17 protein-coding genes are annotated in these 19,206 nt (G+C 38.6%); 12 read left to right on the plus strand and 5 right to left on the minus strand.

Going from position 1 to position 19,206, the window contains the following annotated elements; all coding sequences use genetic code 11:
* Window positions 1-67: 67 nt before the first annotated feature.
* On the plus strand, window positions 68-595 hold the full coding sequence (locus ABID39_RS01440) for a GcrA family cell cycle regulator (protein WP_354185295.1): 528 nt from the start codon (window positions 68-70) through the stop codon (window positions 593-595).
* Window positions 596-1,181: 586 nt separating this feature from the next.
* Here the strand turns inward: ABID39_RS01440 and ABID39_RS01445 are convergent.
* Genes ABID39_RS01445 through ccmA form a run of 5 tightly spaced genes read right to left on the minus strand, consistent with a single transcriptional unit; the run spans window position 1,182 to window position 4,114 of the window.
* The gene (locus ABID39_RS01445; protein ID WP_354185297.1) at window positions 1,182-1,787 is read right to left on the minus strand and encodes a DsbE family thiol:disulfide interchange protein; all 606 of its coding nucleotides are present in this window, start codon (window positions 1,785-1,787) and stop codon (window positions 1,182-1,184) included.
* A complete protein-coding gene (locus tag ABID39_RS01450) occupies window positions 1,771-2,013 on the minus strand; it encodes a hypothetical protein (RefSeq protein ID WP_354185299.1) in 243 nt (80 codons plus the stop codon). The genes ABID39_RS01445 and ABID39_RS01450 overlap by 17 nt, the downstream gene beginning before the upstream one ends.
* Window positions 2,001-2,780, minus strand: a complete 780-nt coding sequence (locus tag ABID39_RS01455; RefSeq protein WP_354185301.1) for a heme ABC transporter permease — start codon at window positions 2,778-2,780, stop codon at window positions 2,001-2,003. The genes ABID39_RS01450 and ABID39_RS01455 overlap by 13 nt, the downstream gene beginning before the upstream one ends.
* Window positions 2,781-2,826: 46 nt before the next feature.
* Complete coding sequence (ccmB, locus tag ABID39_RS01460; protein ID WP_354185303.1) at window positions 2,827-3,492, minus strand: heme exporter protein CcmB; 666 nt, start codon at window positions 3,490-3,492, stop codon at window positions 2,827-2,829.
* On the minus strand, window positions 3,464-4,114 hold the full coding sequence (gene ccmA, locus ABID39_RS01465) for a heme ABC exporter ATP-binding protein CcmA (RefSeq protein WP_354185305.1): 651 nt from the start codon (window positions 4,112-4,114) through the stop codon (window positions 3,464-3,466). The genes ccmB and ccmA overlap by 29 nt, the downstream gene beginning before the upstream one ends.
* A gap of 296 nt (window positions 4,115-4,410) precedes the next feature.
* On the opposite strand from ccmA, the gene acnA reads away from it, so the two are divergent.
* From acnA to gpsA, 11 genes are all read left to right on the plus strand, one after another.
* Window positions 4,411-7,098, plus strand: coding sequence for an aconitate hydratase AcnA (gene acnA, locus ABID39_RS01470; RefSeq protein ID WP_354185307.1), 2,688 nt, complete (start codon window positions 4,411-4,413; stop codon window positions 7,096-7,098).
* Between the two features lie 223 nt (window positions 7,099-7,321).
* Window positions 7,322-7,588, plus strand: coding sequence for a 30S ribosomal protein S20 (rpsT, locus tag ABID39_RS01475; protein WP_354185309.1), 267 nt, complete (start codon window positions 7,322-7,324; stop codon window positions 7,586-7,588).
* Window positions 7,589-8,288: 700 nt separating this feature from the next.
* Window positions 8,289-9,860, plus strand: a complete 1,572-nt coding sequence (dnaA, locus tag ABID39_RS01480) for a chromosomal replication initiator protein DnaA (protein WP_354185311.1) — start codon at window positions 8,289-8,291, stop codon at window positions 9,858-9,860.
* Between the two features lie 186 nt (window positions 9,861-10,046).
* Entirely contained in the window at window positions 10,047-11,168 is a 1,122-nt protein-coding gene (gene dnaN, locus ABID39_RS01485; RefSeq protein WP_354185313.1) for a DNA polymerase III subunit beta, read from the plus strand.
* A 20-nt stretch (window positions 11,169-11,188) separates the two neighbouring features.
* A complete protein-coding gene (recF, locus tag ABID39_RS01490; protein ID WP_354185315.1) occupies window positions 11,189-12,322 on the plus strand; it encodes a DNA replication/repair protein RecF in 1,134 nt (377 codons plus the stop codon).
* Window positions 12,323-12,372: 50 nt separating this feature from the next.
* Window positions 12,373-12,810, plus strand: a complete 438-nt coding sequence (gene aroQ / locus ABID39_RS01495; protein ID WP_354185317.1) for a type II 3-dehydroquinate dehydratase — start codon at window positions 12,373-12,375, stop codon at window positions 12,808-12,810.
* 142 nt (window positions 12,811-12,952) lie between these two features.
* The gene (cyoA, locus tag ABID39_RS01500; protein WP_354185319.1) at window positions 12,953-13,924 is read left to right on the plus strand and encodes a ubiquinol oxidase subunit II; all 972 of its coding nucleotides are present in this window, start codon (window positions 12,953-12,955) and stop codon (window positions 13,922-13,924) included.
* A 94-nt stretch (window positions 13,925-14,018) separates the two neighbouring features.
* Entirely contained in the window at window positions 14,019-16,037 is a 2,019-nt protein-coding gene (cyoB, locus tag ABID39_RS01505) for a cytochrome o ubiquinol oxidase subunit I (RefSeq protein WP_354185321.1), read from the plus strand.
* Window positions 16,034-16,699, plus strand: a complete 666-nt coding sequence (locus tag ABID39_RS01510) for a cytochrome (ubi)quinol oxidase subunit III (protein ID WP_354185323.1) — start codon at window positions 16,034-16,036, stop codon at window positions 16,697-16,699. Before cyoB ends, ABID39_RS01510 begins: the two co-directional genes overlap by 4 nt.
* A complete protein-coding gene (gene cyoD, locus ABID39_RS01515) occupies window positions 16,699-17,205 on the plus strand; it encodes a cytochrome o ubiquinol oxidase subunit IV (RefSeq protein ID WP_354185325.1) in 507 nt (168 codons plus the stop codon). The genes ABID39_RS01510 and cyoD overlap by 1 nt, the downstream gene beginning before the upstream one ends.
* A gap of 480 nt (window positions 17,206-17,685) precedes the next feature.
* On the plus strand, window positions 17,686-18,708 hold the full coding sequence (gpsA, locus tag ABID39_RS01520; protein ID WP_354185327.1) for an NAD(P)H-dependent glycerol-3-phosphate dehydrogenase: 1,023 nt from the start codon (window positions 17,686-17,688) through the stop codon (window positions 18,706-18,708).
* Window positions 18,709-19,206 lie beyond the last annotated feature (498 nt).

Consider the following 19,206-nt stretch of genomic DNA (forward strand, 5'->3'; position numbering starts at 1 on the left):
CTTATTGAAAATGTAATTGGAACATGTGATCTATATCTCGATGAGATGATTGAAATGGAGTGCAGATATGAGTTGGACACATGAACGCGTTGAACTTTTAAAGAAATTTTGGAGTGAAGGTTTAAGTGCAAGTCAGATTGCAGCTCAGTTAGGTGGAGTCAGCAGGAATGCAGTTATTGGTAAAGTGCACCGATTAAAGCTACCAGGACGTGGTAAGACAGCGCAAGCAGTGTCACGTGCACAAAAGACACCTATAAGCCCATCATCTTCGCGTATACGCCGCACTACATCAACGGTAATGCCAGCAGATACCACGTCTTGCAATGTGGGAGCAACAGCATTAAAGATGGAATTTATAGAAGAGGATGTGATAGAAAATGATGTACCTACAAAATCCGATGTCATTGTGCCTATATCACGCCAGCTGAACCTTCTGCAATTGAGTGAAAATACATGTAGGTGGCCAGTTGGGGATCCTTTGTCATCTGATTTTCATTTTTGTGGCGCTGATTCCAGTGAAAATAGTCCTTATTGTACGTTTCATGCTAAAATAGCATTTCAGCCAATATCTGAAAGACGGCGGATAAGAATATAATCTCTATTGCCTTTTATACATTATCAGTGAACAGCGCATAATATGCAATGAGGGAGAAATTTGCAAAGGTGGGGCTCTTAATGAGTATAGAGGTTTTTTCTCTTGGATGATACGTTGAAGTGTTACCCTCCCATGTTATCACATCATTATATATCATTAAGGTATAAGTTTTCCATTTTTACCGTCCTTATTTTACAAATTTCCAAAGTAGCTACAGCAATGTCTTTTAAGTAATGGAAATTGTAGAGAAGCTCGTATTTTTGTTGTTTACACTCTTTCAATTGCGATATGGCTTCTTATCACTACCTTTATCTTTACGAGAGTAACTAGCATTCTCTTTTCCAGTCCCCAATATTGTTTCTTATATTGAGATAGTTCATGGCAGGTATTTATATTTTCTAATGTTGCGTTTGCTTTTGCATGAAGTGCAATAAGAAGGTATCCTGCGTTTTCCAAACAGTTTTATTCATATGTCATCTCTTTTTACGAGGTGTAAGCAAGGATTTTTATTGTTTCATTATAAAGGAAATGTAATGAGAAAATCTGATTGTTTTCTCCGTTTAATAAAGGAAAATAATGGCTTCTCTTAATGAAGCAATTCATCGTCATCTGATATTATAGCTTTTTCGATTTTTGGCAGGATTTTTTTCTGATAAATTTGCCATGTTAAAGGGCCAACATGCTTAGCAACAATAATACCGTCTTTATTCAAAAGAAAAGTTTCTGGTGGTCCATACACTCCCCAGTTAATAGCTGTATGACCTGAAATATCAATGCCAATAGCTTTAAAAGGATTTCCAAAATTGTTCAAAAATCGTTTGGCGTTTTCTTTGCTATCTTTATAATTAATGCCAATAAGATCAAAACGTTTATCTTGTGCAATCTTCATAAGAAGTGGATGCTCTTTGCGACAAGATAAGCACCAAGATCCCCAAAAATTGATCAGTGTTACGCGTCCTTTAAATTGTTCTGAATTTAGAAAATAATTTTCATTATCAAGGAGGGGAAGATTTGTTTGAGGAGCAATTTTTTCAGTAAATGTGTTCGGGAAAAGAGAAGTATTGTTGAGGTGTTTTCTATCCATAAAATAGGAGAAAATCATAATGAGAAGAAGAAATATAAAAGATCCAAAAAGACCCAAAAATACAGATAGTGATATGTGTGTTTTAGGTTTTTTAGGGATTGTTTTCATTATATTTTTCTTTCCTAAACGGTTCTTTTTTGTTTAACTGCTGTAGAATCTTCTTTTGGTATATAGCTTTACAAAGGATGTGCCCAATAAGACATAGTAGAGAAATGGCAGAAAGCATATAGCTTAAGATAACAATTTGATTGTGGTGAAGAGTACCAAGGAAAAAGTCAATTTGTTGAGAGAGATTTCCTAAAAGTCTATTGTAAATGTTATTTAGGTCGAGCATGATGAAGATTCCTGATGTTGTGCACGACAGGCTTTTTTTATCTGAAGCATTTGGATATGATGACTATTAATTTCGTTTCGCATAGCCATTAAATAGAGCACAATAAACATAAAGCTGAAACAAAAAATCATTGTGACAAGAGGCCATAGCATAGCATACTCAATTGTCGGCCCATCTGAACGCAGAATGGATGCGGATTGATGGAGCGTATTCCACCAATGAACGGAAAATTTGATAATAGGGATATTTACAAGCCCAATAAGTGTGAGAATTGCTGTAGCGCGAGCAGCTTTTTCTCGATTATCAAAAGCGCGAGCAAGCACAACAATGGCAAGATAAATAAAAAACAAGATTAAAACGGATGTCAGTCGTGCATCCCATACCCACCATGTTCCCCATGTGGGTCGTCCCCAAAGCGCACCTGTCACTAGGGCTAAGGCTGTAAAAATTGCCCCAATAGGTGCACCACATTTAAGTGCTACATCAGCAAGATAATTTCTCCAAATTAAATTTCCTAAAGCAGCAGCGCTTATTATAATATAACAGAATGTAGAAAGCCATGCGAAAGGGACATGAATATACATAATCTTAACGGTAATACCCTGTTGATAATCATCAGGAGAGCGCATAATCAAAATAAGCCCTAAGATAAGAAGGCACAATGTTATACCGGTTAACCAAGGTAAAATGGTACGGCTTATTTTCATAAAATGGGTTAAACTTGCAGAGAGTGACCCCATTTTTTGTGTGTGAGATGTTTCATTCATACGGTTTATAATAGGCAGAGTTTTGCTGTGCGGCAATCATCTTTTATTATTCTGATAAAAGCTTGAGTGTTATAGCTGTGACCAGAGAGCCAAAAAGACTCAAAAGAAGTGAAAAAGCGATAAGAAGAGCTAAGGAAGAGAGAAAAGAGACATTTGAATTTACTGGGGCTGTAGCAGCAGAAACACCAAAAATCATGATTGGAATGATCCACGGCAAGATAATGATGAAAATGAGAAGAGTATTGTGTAACAATGATGTTACAAGTGCAGCTCCTATAGCGCCAATAAAAATAATGGCAGGTGTTCCGCATAATAGGGTAAGTATTGTTGTAAAAGTTATCATGGTATCTAAATGCAGCATAAATGCCAAAATAGGAGTAGCCAAAATAAGGGGAAGCATCGTTCCTGCCCAATGGGCAAGGCATTTGGTCAGTACAATCAATGTGAAACTTTGTCTTTGTCCAGAAAGGATGAATTGGTCGAGATTTCCATCATCGTAGTCGGTTTGAAAAAGTTTATTCAGATTAAGAATTCCTGCAAGGAGAGCTCCAAGCCATAATATGCCTGGTCCTATTTGTGCAAGCATCTTAGGATCTGGTCCGAGAGTGATCGGAGTTATTATAATAACAGCGATGAAAAATAACAGCCCTGTTAACGAAGAGGTTTGTGACGATAAGGTTAATCTAAGATCGCGCCAAAACAGTGCTTTCATGTTTTTTGTTTCCTAGTGGTGAAAATTGTTCCAGAGCGATTCTATGATGTTCTGGAATGCCGAGGGAGTTATGCGTTGCAGCGATAATCATACCGCCTTGGTTTAAATGGCGTTGGAAAATATTGGCAAGGAGAGTTTGAGCACAGCTATCAACTCCCAATATGGGTTCATCTAAAATCCAAAGGGGGCGATAGGAAAGTAAAAGGCGGGCAAGAGCGACGCGTCTTTTTTGTCCGGTTGACAAAATGTTGAAGGGTAAGTTTTCAAGATCAGAAAGACCAATTTCAGTAAGGGCTTCATGCGGATAGCGTAGATGTTGTCCGTAAAATACTGACCAAAATTGTAGATTATCGATGACAGATAAGAAAGGTTTCATAGCATTTTGAGGACCAAGATAATGGCATGCGGCTGCTACAGGGTATGTTTTTTCATGATCTTCAAGGCTTATATGGCCTTTAGCAGCTTTTAAAAGACCGGTAATGATTCGTAGTAATGTGGATTTTCCGATTCCATTTGGCCCTGTTATTGTCATGAGTTGTTGTGGAAATAAACGAAAAGAAAGATCTTGAAACAGAACTTTTTCATTTCTGTGAGCTGCCAGATTTTTACCCAATAATACCATGTAATTTCCTATTTTCATTTATTTTTATAGTTTTTATTGCATTATAGGATAAAAAACACGTTTTTTATGTAATTGTACCTAGAATAGTTCTAGAAATAGTTCTATAAGCGATATGTTACATCGATGTGGTGTAAAATGGTTTTTTACGCTGATTTCCGAATTTGCCTATGAAAAGGTGAAGGGGGAAATGGATGGCGGAGGTTATTGCGTCTGCGCTCAAGCTGCGACCTTAACTCGTAGTTTGTGTTGTTCGTTCCGGGAAATTGGGTGAGTTTGTAGTATGAGGGTGGACAGTCATGACTCAAATTGATAGCTTTAATTGTCGTAGAGCTTTAGATGTTAGTGGCAAAGAATATATTTATTATAGTTTGATTGAGGCAGAGAAAAATGGGCTTGAGGGTATTTCCCGTTTGCCGTTTTCGATGAAAGTTATTCTAGAAAATTTATTACGGTTTGAAGATGGTCGTACGGTCAAGAAAGAGGACATCCTAAATGTCGCGAAGTGGTTAAACAATAAAGGTCAGGCTGGTGCAGAAATTGCCTACCGCCCTGCGCGCGTTCTCATGCAGGATTTTACAGGTGTTCCGGCAGTTGTTGATCTTTCTGCTATGCGCGATGCTATGGCCAAACTTCGAGGGAGTGCTGAAAAAATAAATCCACTCATTCCCGTTGATCTTGTCATTGATCACTCAATTATTGTTGACGATTTTGGCACTCCTATGGCTTTTAAGGAGAATGTTACGCATGAATATGAACGCAATAGTGAACGCTATCGTTTCCTTAAGTGGGGGCAGCAAGCGTTTCAAAATTTTCGCGTTGTACCTCCAGGGACGGGGATTTGTCACCAAGTTAATCTAGAATATTTAGCACAATGCGCATGGGTAAAGAATGAAGAGGGTTATCAAACGGTTTATCCTGATACTTGTGTGGGAACTGATTCGCATACGACGATGGTAAATGGTTTGGGCGTTTTAGGTTGGGGTGTTGGTGGTATTGAAGCCGAAGCGGCAATGTTAGGTCAGCCCGTTTCTATGTTGCTCCCTGAAGTGATTGGTTTCCGTCTAACAGGTAAACTTAAAGAAGGTGTGACGGCGACCGATTTAGTGTTGATGGTGACGCAAATTTTGCGCAAAAAAGGTGTCGTCGGTAAATTTGTTGAGTTTTTTGGCCCCGGTCTAGAACATATGACACTTGCTGATCGGGCGACGATTGCAAATATGGCGCCTGAATATGGAGCAACCTGTGGTTTTTTCCCAATTGATAAGGAAACCGTGCGTTATCTCAATATGACAGGACGTGATGAAAATCGTATAGCTCTGGTGGAAGCTTATTCCAAAGCGCAAGGGATGTGGCATGATGAAATGATAGCCAACCCCATTTTTAGTGATACGATGGAATTAGATATGGGTTGTGTTGTGCCTTCTATGGCAGGTCCTAAGCGTCCTGAAGGGCGCATTGCATTAGAAAGTGTTGGGCAAGGTTTTGAGAAGGCATTGGTTGAAGATTATAAGAAAACTGCTGGGCAAGATGACCGTTATCAGGTTGAGGGTGAGAAATACACGCTTGGTCACGGTGATGTAGTCATTGCTGCAATCACCTCCTGTACGAATACATCAAATCCAAGTGTTTTGATTGCTGCGGGACTTTTAGCGCGCAATGCTGTGGCAAAAGGTCTCAAAAGTAAGCCGTGGGTTAAGACTTCTCTGGCACCTGGTTCACAAGTTGTGGAAGCCTATCTTTACAATTCAGGTTTGCAAAAAGATTTGGATGCTTTAGGATTTAACTTAGTAGGGTTTGGGTGTACGACATGTATTGGGAATTCTGGTCCTTTATATCCAGCTATTTCTAAAACGATTAATCATAATAGTTTAATTGCAGCAGCGGTTCTTTCAGGAAATCGTAATTTTGAAGGGCGTGTATCCCCTGATGTGCAGGCAAATTATCTAGCTTCACCACCGTTAGTTGTCGCGCATGCTTTAGCAGGAACAGTGCGTAAAGATTTGACTAAAGAGCCTCTTGGAGTAGGTTCAGATGGTCAACCCGTTTATTTGAAAGATATTTGGCCAACTTCTAAAGAAATTCAGGAATTTATCGAAAAGAATGTCACACGTAAAATTTTTGCCGAAAAATACGCAGATGTGTTTAAGGGAGACGAAAATTGGCAAAAAGTTCAAGTCCCAACAGGGGCTACCTATTCTTGGGATGATACGTCAACGTATGTGCGCAATCCACCGTATTTTGATGGTATGCGGAAGATTCCTGATGTTTTACCAGATATTAAAGATGCACGAATCTTAGGTTTATTTGGTGATAAGATCACTACAGATCACATTTCTCCTGCTGGTTCTATTAAGGTTGATTCTCCTGCTGGAAAATATTTAATTGATCATGGGGTTAAAGTGGCTGATTTTAATCAGTATGGAACTCGTCGCGGGAATCATGAAGTGATGATGCGTGGAACTTTTGCCAATATTCGTATTCGTAACTTCATGCTAGGAGAGAATGGTCGTGAAGGAGGTTATACAATTCATTACCCATCAGGAAAAGAACAAACAATTTATGATGCAGCAATGGCATACAAACAGGAAAATGTTCCGCTTGTTGTTTTTGCTGGTATTGAATACGGCAATGGTTCATCTCGTGATTGGGCAGCGAAGGGCACCAATCTTCTTGGTGTAAAAGCGGTAATTGCTCAGTCTTTTGAGCGAATTCACCGTTCTAATCTTGTTGGTATGGGAATTGTTCCTTTTGTGTTTGAAGCAGGTGCAAGCTGGAAGTCATTGGGTTTAAAGGGTGATGAAAAAGTAACGATTGAAGGAATACATAATTTGAAGCCCCGTCAGAAGACTGTAGCTACAATTACTTTTTCTGACGGAACAGTAAAAGCTGTTCCATTGTTGTGCCGTGTCGATACTGAAGATGAGTTGGATTATTTGCATCATGGCGGAATTTTGCAGTATGTTTTGCGTCATCTTGCGATTTAAATTATATTTATTTGAGGGGAAAAACTCTTAAAGCAGTTATTGAGAAATTGAGCATTGTTTTTTTATGTCCATCTTTGAGAATTTGATTGACGTTGCCTTTAGGGTTGCGCTATAAGTTGTGCCGTTATAAGCAGCTTTATAGCTTTGCTGGGCTGAGTTTTTTGTATTGGTAGAGATGTTTTTTAGATTCATTCTATCCGATGTGTTGAAAGAGAGTTAATTTATGGCGAATACACCTTCCGCTCAAAAGGCGGTGCGCAAAGTTGCTGCACGCACGCAGATTAATAGGGCCCGCCGTTCACGTGTTCGTACCTTCATACGTAAGTTTGATGATGCTTTAGCTTCTGGTGATAGAGTATCTGCAGAAATAGCGTTTAAGGATTTTGAACCTGAAATTATGCGTGCAGTTTCCAAAGGCGTTTTTCATAAAAACACCGCGGCGCGGAAAGTGTCGCGTTTGGCAAAACGTTTGAGAGCTCTTAGCGTTTAAATTTTTTCCATTTTATTGAGAATCAGACCAGCATCCTTATGGAAGCTGGTTTTTTTATTTTTGGGCAATTTAAAATCCTTTAAAGGTAAGACTTTGGATTGATTCTTTCCATGAATGAGTAAAGAGAATTTATACGGTTATCCACAAGCTTTGTGGTTTTTTTACAGAGTCTTTTTTGTCAAGCATTTTAATTTTTTTTTTTTAGTCTGAGAAGATTCTTTAATTATTGGTAAATTCAGAGAAAAAAAATGAATTGAATTAATAATTTTTCTCATTCCCTGTGTATAGAAGCAGGTTTATAGCTGCTTTTTATGAGCTTTTGATTTGATTTTGACCTCTTGCATTTTGCCTCTGCTGTTTTGTATGGTCCTTGTTGAAAGCTAAAAGCAAGCAGGGTTCACATGAGCGAATTATCTTGGTTATGTTGAGCATTAAGATGCTGTTGTTTAGGCTATTATAGGCTCTCATATTGGAAGAGTTTTCTGGCGTGTTTTTTAGTTTTTTGATTGGTATGTTTGCCATTTTAGAAAATTGGGTCATATCGTGAATGCAAGCAAATCTCATTGGTCATCTTTGTTTGTGGGGTTGTAATGAAACTATCCTAGGGGGAGATGAATAATTTTATTTGGGGTATGGTGTTTTGCTAAATTGGTTTTTAGCTTTTTGGCGAGACAGATTTTTATTTTTATCAGGATGAAAGATGGTGGATAAATTGAACTCTAAAGCTAGCTCCTTTAAAAGGGTTTCGGTGGATATCCTATCGGCAAAAGAAATAATAAAAAGTCAGATAGTGGATAGTGGAGAGTCGGTTAGGAGAAATGCTTCTGTGGAGCATCCTATTATTTCAGAGGAGGAAGGTGCAGCAGCTTTTACACGTGTTATGGCCCAATTAAAGGCGCAGGTTGGTATTGAAGCTTATACAAGTTGGTTTGGTCGCTTAAAACTCGACGAATATAGCCGCAATTTTATAAAGCTTTCTGTTCCTACAGCATTTTTGCGTTCATGGATTAATAATCACTATGGTTCTCTTTTGACAAATTTATGGAAACAGGAGAATTCAGCGATTCTTCGCGTTGAGATTATTGTTCGTGGTATGAATCGTGTTTCCAAGGGTATTGTCTGTAAAACAAATGAAGCTCCTGTTGTTCTGGAAGATCAGTCAGCTTCGTCTTTTGTTGAAAATTATACAGAGCATTCAGTAAAGAATATTCAAACAGGTGTTTTTGGTTCACCACTTGATTCTCGCTATACTTTCGAAAGTTTTGTGGAGGGTTCTTCTAATCGTGTTGCTTTAGCTGCAGCACGTTCGATTGCAGAAGGACATAAAAGTGCTTTAAGATTTAATCCTCTTTTTATTCATGCATCTGTCGGTTTGGGAAAAACACATTTGCTTCAAGCTATTGCTGCTGCTACGCTAAAGCGTTTAACACCTACGCGGGTTATTTATTTGACCGCTGAATATTTCATGTGGCGTTTTGCAACGGCTATTCGCGATAATAACGCTCTTTCTTTTAAAGAGCAGCTTCGTGATATTGATCTTCTTATTATTGATGATATGCAATTTTTGCAGGGAAAATCAATACAGCACGAATTTTGTCATTTGCTAAATATGTTGCTTGATAGCGCAAAACAAGTTGTTGTGGCTGCAGACCGTCCACCAGCGGAATTAGAATCACTTGATCTTAGAGTTCGCTCTCGTCTTCAGGGAGGCGTTGCCCTTGAAATTGAAGCACCAGATTATGAAATGCGTTTAAAAATGCTGCGTCAGCGTTTAGAGGCAGCACAACAAGATGATAATATGATCACGATTTCTGATGATATTCTAGAGTATATCGCGAAAACAGTTTTAGGATCAGGGCGTGATCTTGAAGGAGCGTTTAATCAATTATTGTTCCGCCAGTCATTTGAGTCTGATTTATCTTTAGAACGAATTGATGAGTTATTAGGTCATTTGATGCGTTCTGGTGAACCTAAGCGTATCCGGATCGAAGAGATCCAACGTGCGGTTGCACGTCATTATAATGTTTCTAAGCAAGATTTGTTGTCTAATCGTCGAACACGTACAGTGGTGAAGCCACGACAGGTTGCGATGTATTTGGCAAAAATGTTGACACCTCGCTCTTTGCCAGAAATCGGGCGTCGTTTTGGTGGGCGTGATCATACGACAGTTTTACATGCTGTTCGTAAAATTGAAGATTTGGTTTGTGGTGATCAGACATTAGCCAAAGAACTTGAATTGCTTAAACGATTGATTGGCGAGCAGGCTGTATAGTGTTTGTAATTTTCTGCTTTTTTAAAATTATCGTATAGGGTTTAATAAGGAGAGTTTTTTGCTTATACAGGAGTTGCTTGCCATTTGAAAAGATGTTGAATAAAATTCGGTAAGTGATTCCTAAGGGGATAAGCTATTTAAATCTAAAGAGTTTCTATAATTTTTGTAAATTACAATGGGTATTTTATGCGTATTACAGTCGATCGCAGTCAGTTTCTTAAATCTCTGGGCCGAGTTCACCGTGTGGTAGAGCGCCGTAATACTGTTCCTATTTTATCAAATGTACTGATTGATGCAGATAATGGTCGTGTACAATTAAAGGCAACAGATCTTGATCTAGAGGTTATGGAATCTTTTACAGTCAATGTTGAGCAAACTGGAGCAATAACTGTTCCAGCTCATTTGCTATACGACATAGTTCGAAAATTTCCTGATGGCAGTGAGGTTGCTTTATCCGTTGATGAGAATCAAGCGGGCACGATGTCGGTTGTTTCGGGTTGTGCACATTTTCAGCTTCAGTGTCTTCCGAAGGTAGACTTTCCAGAGTCACTTCCTGGTCAGTTTGGTTATCGTTTTTCTCTATCCGCGTCAGGGTTAAAACATTTACTTGATTGCACGCAATTTGCTATTTCTACCGAAGAAACTCGTTATTATCTTAATGGTATTTATTTTCATGTTGTTAATGACGGTGTTCTAAAGTTGCGTTTAGTTGCCACCGATGGTCATCGTTTGGCACAGGTTGATATGCAGGCACCTTCTGGTGTTGATGGTATGCCAGGTGTTATTATTCCTCGTAAAACGGTGGGAGAGTTACAAAAGCTTCTTTCAGAAGAAATTGAAAGTGAAGTATGTGTAGAGCTTTCAGAAACGAAGATTCGTTTTTCTGTGGGTTCTGTTATTTTTACCTCAAAATTGATTGATGGAACATTTCCAGATTATCAGCGTGTTATTCCTCTTGAAAATGATAAAAAATTGGTTGTCAATAGGCAGGACTTTTCTTCTTCAGTTGATCGAGTTTCGACAATTTCGAGTGATCGTGGGCGTGCGGTAAAATTAACGATCGAGCAGGGGCTGTTGAAGCTTGTTGTTAACAATCCTGATTCAGGAAGCGCAGAAGATCAATTGGTAGCAACTTATACATCAGATCCGCTTGAGATAGGGTTTAATTCTCGTTATCTTTTGGATATTGCTGGACAACTTTCAAGTGATGAGATGATTTTTATGCTAGCTGAAGCTGGGGCTCCGGCTTTGATTCGTGATAATGATGATGCGGATGCGCTTTACGTGCTGATGCCCATTCGCGTTTGAGAGTAGTTGCTTTGCGGTGCATGGATGGTCATGTGCATAAAGTGGCAGTAAGGCAACTACGATTAGCGCATTATCGTAATTATTCTTCTTTTAATATTCATTTTTCAGGTCAACATGTCGTTTTTACTGGTCATAATGGTGCTGGTAAAACGAATCTTTTAGAAGCCCTGTCTTTTCTTTCTCCTGGTCGTGGTTTACGGCGTGCAGCTTATTCTGATGTCAGTTTTGCAAATGGTGGAGGTGAAGGATTTGTTGTTTTTGCACGTCTTGAATGTGCTCTTTATGGCGAAGTGAATATTGGTACAGCTTTGGACGTGAATGATAACAGTCGGAAAGTACATATTAATGGTGTGAATGAGACAGGTGATTGCTTAACAGATTACTGTCACATGAGTGTGTTGACTCCTAGTATGGATGGACTTTTTCTAGGTTCTTCATTTGAACGCCGTCGTTTTTTGGATCGTATGGTCTTAGCGATAGATTCTTTACATGGTCGCCGCATAGCGGATTATGACAAAGTTATGCGTGCGCGGAATCGTTTATTTTTAGATGGGAGTGACGATCGAGCTTGGTTTGATGCTTTAGAAAAGCAGATGGCAGAGCTTGCAACGGCTATTGCTGCCGCGCGTATAGAGGTTGTTCGGCTTTTGAATGATATGTTTGTGCAAACGCCACCTCAGATACTTTTTCCACGGGCTTTTTTACAAGTTGATGGTTTTTTAGAAACGGCTTTGAGTAAACTATCAGCAGTTGAAGTTGAAGAGCAATTTTGTCGTTTGTTGTGTCATAATCGTACAATAGATCGTGCTGCTGGGCGGACATTAGAAGGACCGCATCGCACAGATTTGCAAGTTTTTTATGCTGATAAAAATATGCCTGCCACCTCTTGTTCAACAGGTGAGCAAAAAGCTCTCTTGACAGGTCTGGTTTTGTGTCATGCACGTTTAACAGGACTAATGTCGGATAAGGCTCCTATTCTTCTTCTTGATGAAATGGCAGCACATCTCGATTCTCATCGACGTGCTGCTTTATTTGATATTCTTGATGAGTTAGGTGGGCAAACATTTATGACAGGAACAGATCGCATTTTATTTGATGCTTTAAAAGGACGAGCAGAGTTTTTTGAAATTAAGGATGGAGCTTTATTACAGTAAAAAATTGCTCAATTTTTTATAGGATAAAGGTCGAAACGAAGAGGTTTTCTATGTCTACAATTATAACTGTTTTAAATGGTCCTAATTTGAATTTTCTTGGTAGACGTGAACCAGAAATTTACGGAACTGAAACTCTAGAGGATATTGAGAAATTTTGCAGAGAATGGGCAACAAAACTTGGTGTGATGGTGCATTTTCATCAAAGTAACAGTGAGGGTCAATTGATAGAATGGATACAGGCAGCAATTGGGATGAGTGCTGGATTGATCGTCAATCTAGCGGCTTACAGTCATACATCTCTTGCGCTTCTTGATGCTTTAAAAATGTTTTCAGGACCAAAAGTAGAGGTTCATTTGTCTAATATTTATCAGCGTGAATCTTTTCGTCATAACTCTTATACATCTAGAGCTGTAGATGCGGTTATTGCTGGCTGTGGGCGTGATGGATATTGGTTTGCGCTTGAATATATTACTAATAGGCTTAAATGAGATATAGAGAGATCAAAAATTGTATAATGTTAATAGGGATATTTGAATTTACTTGATAATTCTTTTTAAATAAGTAAACGTATCATTAAAGTTTCGTCATTTTTTTATGGCAACTTTTAGTGTGTATGATGGGGTAGGTGAAATGAGAAGCTTTGTTAGACGAATGAAGGTACTCGTTATTTTAGGGATTACGTTTCTTTTATCTGGTTGTAAATTTGATGTTCTTCAACCTTCAGGTTATGTAGCACGTCAACAGCTTATTTTGATCATCGTCTGCGTTGCTGTTATGCTTTGCGTTGTGATCCCAGTGATGGTGAGTGTGGTATTTTTAGCCATTAAATATCGTGCGTCGAATACAGCAAAGGAGTATTTACCTGAGTGGGGGCATTCGAATAAAATTGAAGCTTTTATGTGGGGCATACCTGTTATTATTGTGATTGTTTTAGGTTCGTTGACAGCTTATTATACCTATAAGCTTGAGCCAGAGAAACCTCTTCCGGTGGAAGTTGTTGGTGAAGGTAAGCCATTACAAATTGATGTTGTGGCTCTGGATTGGAAATGGCTCTTTATTTATCCTGAGTATAATATTGCATCAATTAATGAAATTTATGCGCCTAAAGGGCGTCAGGTTTTGTTACAGATAACATCTGAAAATTCTCTTAATGCCTTTTGGGTGCCCAAATTGGGTACAGTTCTTTATGCTATGCCGCAGATGAATTCTAAGTTGCATTTAGTGGCTGAAGAACAAGGAGTGTTCAAAGGAAGCTCGGCAAATTATAGCGGTGATGGTTTTGCAAGTATGCGGTTTCAATGGCATTCTGTATCTTCGCAGGATTTTGATGGTTGGATTGCTAAAGCACGGGCTCATGGCCAAATGCTTGATCGTGCATCTTATCGTCAGCTTTCTGTTGCGCCTCGTATGGGTGATATTGCTGCGAAGGAAAAGGATGCTAGAGTGCGCTATTTTGCACCTGTTGAGAAGCGGCTTTACTACCATATTGTTAATCGATGTGTCGATGACAAGGCGGTATGTAATGAAGACTTGATGAAGCGTGCTGCAGCTCAGACACTTTGGGGTGCACTTTGTTCAGTTTTTGATCCTGGCGTTATTTAAATATCGCTAGGTAATTTAAAATATCGATTAAGAAAGATCCTTTTAAAAATGAGGTTTCTTTTAAGCTCGAATTCATTTGATATGGGTTAAGACAATGTTTGGAAGACTTACAGATCCTACTGCTGGTGCTTTTCATGCACTTGCACATGAGCCGATCGTTTTATACACATGTATTGCGATTGTTGTGGGTGGTTTAATTGCTGTTATTGCTTTGACAGTACTTGGGTGGTGGGGAGTTCTATGGCGAAATTGGATTACAACAGTTGACCATAAACGCATTGGCATTATGTACATCATCCTTGGTATTATCATGCTTGTTCGTGGTTTTGCGGATGCGATTATGATGCGAACGCATCAAGCTTTAGCTCTTGGGAGTGAAACGGCAGGTTATTTACCTCCTGAGCATTTTGATCAGATTTTTTCGGCTCATGGCACCATAATGATCTTTTTCATGGCTACGCCGATTTTATTTGGTCTTTTCAATTATCTTATACCTCTTCAAATTGGCGCTCGTGATGTTGCCTTTCCCTTTGCTAATAATTTGGGATTTTGGATTACAGCTGCAGGAGCAATATTGATTAATATATCACTAGGTGTTGGTAATTTTGGTCGTGGTGGTTGGTTGATGTATCCACCTTTCACAGAGTTGCAAATGAGTCCAGATACAGGGGTGGATTATTATTTATGGTCGCTTCAGCTTTCTGGTATTGCGACAACGATGGGTTCAATCAATTTTGTTGCGACTATCATTAAAATGCGTGCTCCTGGGATGACAATGATGAGAATGCCTATTTTTTGTTGGAGCGCCTTTGTCAGCAATGTTCTGATTTTAGTTATTTATCCTGTTTTAACTGTAGCGTTTGCGCTCTTGGCATGTGATCGTTACTTGGGTATGAATTTTTTTACCAATGTTGGTGGCGGAAATCCAATGGTATGGATTAATTATGTCTGGGTTTTTGGGCATCCTGAAGTTTATGTTTTGGTTATTCCTGCTTTTGGAATTGTTTCTGAAGTTGTATCAACTTTTTCTTCAAAACGCCTCTTTGGTTATACTTCAATGATATGGGCAATGTTGGTCATTTTGATTCTTTCGCTTCTTGTTTGGGGGCACCATTTCTTCACAATGGGTGGGGGTGAGGCTGTAAATACCTTCTTTGGTATTGCAACGATGATTATCGCAATTCCAACCGGTGTTAAAGTCTTTAATTGGTTGCTGACTATGTATAAAGGTCGAATTCGTTTTGAGCCTCCAATGCTATGGTGCATGGGAATGATCTTCACTTTCGTTGGTGGTGGATTAACGGGTGTTTTATTGTCTATTGTGCCTGCTGATTGGCAGTTTCATAATTCGCTCTTTTTAATAGCCCATTTTCATCATACAATTATTGGAGGTGTTGTTTTTGCATACTTAGCTGGACTTGCTTTTTGGTTTCCAAAAGTTTTTGGTTATAAACCGAATCGGGCATTAGGCATAGCATCTTTCTGGTGTTGGTTCGTTGGTTTTTATCTTGCCTTTTTCCCACTTTATGCGCTTGGATTAATGGGTGCAACGCGCCGTCTTCAACATTACATGGAATCTAGCTGGCAGCCAATGTTTATAATTGCCGCATTGGGCGCTTGTATTATCTTACTTGGTATTCTTTGTTTTGTACTACAGGTTCTTTTGGCGATTTGGTACGGTATCAAGCATAAAGGATGCTTACCAGTAACAGTAAATGATTCTTGGGGTGATACACGGACGCTTGAATGGTCTATCTCTTCTCCTCCACCTTCTTATAATTTTGCAATGCTTCCAGAGATTCGGTCTGATGATGCTTATTGGTATATGAAGAAAAATGGTTATCAACGTCCAACCAGTGGATTTACAAAAATTCATATGCCATCAAATACGTCGGCTGGAATTATTGCAGGGTTTTTCTCGTTAGTCGTTGGTTTTGCGCTTGTCTGGCATATTTGGTGGCTTGTTTCGGTTGGACTAATTGGCTTTGTTGCAACGATTGTGTGTCATTCGTTAAAGGGTGATCACCATGGTTATTATATTTCAGCGGAAGAAGTGCAAAAAACTGAAGATGTTTTTACAGCTGTTCTTAAAGAACAAGGAGCAACAGTATGAGTACGACAGCAATGAGTAATGCTCACGTTGATGAGCATCATCACGATAGTAGCTCAACAATGACATTTGGCTTTTGGATCTATATTCTTTCGGATTTGATCCTATTTGCGACACTTTTTTCAAGTTTTGCTGTTTTTTCTGCTTCTTATGGGGGAGGAAAAGCGGGTAATGAGTTTATTGATTTACACTTTGTTTTGGTTGAGACTGCGATTTTGTTGCTGTCATCGATTACTTATGGATTTGTAATGGTACAAGTGCATAAAGGCAACATCAGTGGTGTACGTTTATGGATGGCGATCACTTTTGCACTCGGATGTTGCTTTATTGGAATGGAACTTTATGAATTTCATGAGCTTTTGGGCGAGGTATTTTATTACGATCCTGGTGCTTATGCGGGTATTGATCCTGAAACAGGGGTACAGCTTTTCGGGCGAGAAGTACTTTCTGCTTATTGGTCAGCGTTTTTTGTTTTGGTTGGCACCCATGGCCTTCACGTGAGTGTTGGTCTTCTTTGGATGGTTGTCATGTTTTGTCATCTGCGTCGTAGTGGCTTAGATCAGGATAATAAAACGCGTTTAGCGTGTCTTTCAATTTTTTGGCATTTGCTTGACATTGTATGGGTTGGTGTTTTCACCATGGTTTATTTGTTAGGAGCACTATAATGAGCATGCAAAACGAAACACACGGCCCTAGTACAGGTTCCTATTTAGTTGGCTTTATTTTGGCTGTATTATTTACTTTGGGTTCTTTTTTTCCTGTGATGTATGGGATGATGGAAAGTTGGGCAATTAGCACAAAGGTTGCATATCTTATTGGGATGGCGATTATCCAGATTATGGTGCAAATTGTTTTCTTTTTGCATTTGAATTCTGGTCCAGATGCTAAATGGAACTTAGCTTCTTTGTGGTTTGTAGTTATTTGCGTTTTTATTATTGTTGGAGGCACTTGGTGGGCTATTTCCCATTTGAATTATAATATGATGGGTGGTTCAGGACGTATTGTTGAGCCAGAAATATCAAAAGAAGATAGTTCCGTATTGGAGGAGAAATTATTAGATACTCAGGTGCCTGCAGGACGAGTTCCAGATATACAGTCTCCCATGGAGAAGGTGCAAGGTACAGAAATACCTACGGGACAGGCACCAAACACACATGATTCCATGGAGTAATAAATACTAGAGGTAGAAGTTCCTGTAGAACAAGCGCAAAATACGCAGGTTTTATAAGGTAGTTGCTTAGAGTGAAAATATCAGAAGAGCCAATGCATTCAGCATTGGCTCTTTTGGTAGGTATTGGTCACAAAAAAGTTGTAAGATATATGGGGCTGATAAGTGCAGGAGTGATCATGGGGTGATTATAATTTTAAATGTGCTTTTATTTTAAATAAGGGAATTTATAGATAATTGAGTGCAGCCTTAATTTTAATTTGAGATAAACAGTCATTTATAGAATGTACAAGAGATGTATTTATACAGTTCAGATAAAGGCATGAGGGGTTTGAAAAGGTTTTATGTTGTGTTAGAATGAAGTCACCGAGGAGTGTTATTTTCAAATCTGTTGAATATTTATATGAAATAATATTTCATGGGGTGTTTACAATAACAATACACAATTGAAACAAAGAATTTGGAAAATAGTCAAAAAACTTAATGAATGCCATTTCAATGACAGTTATTGGTGCCGGTTCTTTTGGGACAGTATTAGCCGTTGTTCTTGCTCGTAATGGCCATCGTGTTTTACTATGGGGACATAATTCTCAACATATCAAAGAATTACAGAAATATCGCTGTAATAAGGTATTTTTGCCTGATATTCGGTTTCCTGATAATCTATTGCTTGAAGATTCACTGGAGACTGCAATAACAGCAAGTCGCAATATATTGATCGCTGTTCCAAGCTATGCATTTCATCAGGTATTGTGCAATATTCAGCCTTATTTGAATCAACATTCGCGTGTTGTTTGGGCTACAAAAGGTCTAGAGCGTGGTACAGGACGTCTTTTGCAAGAAGTTGCGCGTGAGATTTTAGGTGATAAGATTCCTTTAGCTGTCTTGTCGGGACCATCTTTTGCTAAAGAAATTGCTATCGGTTTGCCTACTGCAATTACAGTAGCGGCTTCTGATGCTGGATTTAGTGAAGAATTACAGAAACTTTTCCATTGTGGAAAAAGTTTTAGAGTTTATAAAAATTCAGATATGGTCGGTGTTCAATTAGGTGGAGCAGTTAAAAATGTTATTGCTATTGGTGCAGGAATATCCGATGGCATGGGATTTGGAGCGAATGCTCGAATAGCCCTCATTACACGGGGACTAGCTGAAATTAGTCGTTTGGGAATCGCTATGGGAGCTGAATTTTTCACATTTATGGGTATGACAGGTTTGGGCGATTTGGTTTTGACATGTACTGATAACCAGTCACGTAATCGCCGTTTTGGAATGCTGCTTGGTCAAGGAATAGATGTAAGAGAAGCAGAAAAACAACTTGGACAAGTTGTTGAAGGTTATTTCAACACTAAAGAAGTGCGTACATTAGCACAACGTATTGGAATAGAAATGCCAATTACAGAGCAAATTTATCAAATTTTATTTTGTAGTAAAAACGTAGTTGAAGCAGCCAATACATTACTAAGTCGAACACTCAAAGATGAAATGTATGATACGGCATGTTTTTAAATTATTCAAACATGTGAAAAATGTGGTGATAATGCAGCAGTAATTTGAGACAAAGGTTAGAGTAGTACTTTATAAGTCATTTCAGCTTTGTATACTGGGTTGGAGTGAATGTGTTGCGTATTTATGTTTAGATAATTTCTAAAATAGACATGTAGTCTTGTTTAGGGAAGAATATAAAGACATAAAGGTAAAAAATTAATTTCTAGTCTTATCATTACTTTTTAATTCAGCTTTTGACACTTAAAGTATTTACAGCCATATTTTAAAAATAATGGAAATTACGCATCACCTTACGTTTTTTATTGTATTCTTTAATATGCTTGTACTTCTCATCCACAAAGGAGCGTTATTGAACTGTAGGATATCATTGTGCAGTCCATCTAGAAATTTACCTTTAAAAAACGTTTTTTGAAGCTTTCAAGCTTATTTCAGAATAATTTTTATGAAGGGTATAATGCAAAATACATTGCGTACAACCGATCTTTACCTTTGTGAAGG

Origin of the sequence: Bartonella japonica, assembly GCF_040545385.1 — a bacterium.
GTDB classification, from domain to species: domain Bacteria; phylum Pseudomonadota; class Alphaproteobacteria; order Rhizobiales; family Rhizobiaceae; genus Bartonella; species Bartonella japonica.

What these genes read in the sequence shown, in the direction of transcription:
- ABID39_RS01440 (WP_354185295.1), top strand. Translation starts at nt 68, where the DNA reads ATGAGTTGGACACATGAACGCGTTGAACTTTTAAAGAAATTTTGGAGT.
- ABID39_RS01445 (WP_354185297.1), bottom strand. Translation starts at nt 1,787, where the DNA reads ATGAAAACAATCCCTAAAAAACCTAAAACACACATATCACTATCTGTA.
- ABID39_RS01450 (WP_354185299.1), bottom strand. Translation starts at nt 2,013, where the DNA reads ATGCTCGACCTAAATAACATTTACAATAGACTTTTAGGAAATCTCTCT.
- ABID39_RS01455 (WP_354185301.1), bottom strand. Translation starts at nt 2,780, where the DNA reads ATGAATGAAACATCTCACACACAAAAAATGGGGTCACTCTCTGCAAGT.
- ccmB (WP_354185303.1), bottom strand. Translation starts at nt 3,492, where the DNA reads ATGAAAGCACTGTTTTGGCGCGATCTTAGATTAACCTTATCGTCACAA.
- ccmA (WP_354185305.1), bottom strand. Translation starts at nt 4,114, where the DNA reads ATGGTATTATTGGGTAAAAATCTGGCAGCTCACAGAAATGAAAAAGTT.
- acnA (WP_354185307.1), top strand. Translation starts at nt 4,411, where the DNA reads ATGACTCAAATTGATAGCTTTAATTGTCGTAGAGCTTTAGATGTTAGT.
- rpsT (WP_354185309.1), top strand. Translation starts at nt 7,322, where the DNA reads ATGGCGAATACACCTTCCGCTCAAAAGGCGGTGCGCAAAGTTGCTGCA.
- dnaA (WP_354185311.1), top strand. Translation starts at nt 8,289, where the DNA reads ATGGTGGATAAATTGAACTCTAAAGCTAGCTCCTTTAAAAGGGTTTCG.
- dnaN (WP_354185313.1), top strand. Translation starts at nt 10,047, where the DNA reads ATGCGTATTACAGTCGATCGCAGTCAGTTTCTTAAATCTCTGGGCCGA.
- recF (WP_354185315.1), top strand. Translation starts at nt 11,189, where the DNA reads ATGGATGGTCATGTGCATAAAGTGGCAGTAAGGCAACTACGATTAGCG.
- aroQ (WP_354185317.1), top strand. Translation starts at nt 12,373, where the DNA reads ATGTCTACAATTATAACTGTTTTAAATGGTCCTAATTTGAATTTTCTT.
- cyoA (WP_354185319.1), top strand. Translation starts at nt 12,953, where the DNA reads ATGAGAAGCTTTGTTAGACGAATGAAGGTACTCGTTATTTTAGGGATT.
- cyoB (WP_354185321.1), top strand. Translation starts at nt 14,019, where the DNA reads ATGTTTGGAAGACTTACAGATCCTACTGCTGGTGCTTTTCATGCACTT.
- ABID39_RS01510 (WP_354185323.1), top strand. Translation starts at nt 16,034, where the DNA reads ATGAGTACGACAGCAATGAGTAATGCTCACGTTGATGAGCATCATCAC.
- cyoD (WP_354185325.1), top strand. Translation starts at nt 16,699, where the DNA reads ATGAGCATGCAAAACGAAACACACGGCCCTAGTACAGGTTCCTATTTA.
- gpsA (WP_354185327.1), top strand. Translation starts at nt 17,686, where the DNA reads ATGAATGCCATTTCAATGACAGTTATTGGTGCCGGTTCTTTTGGGACA.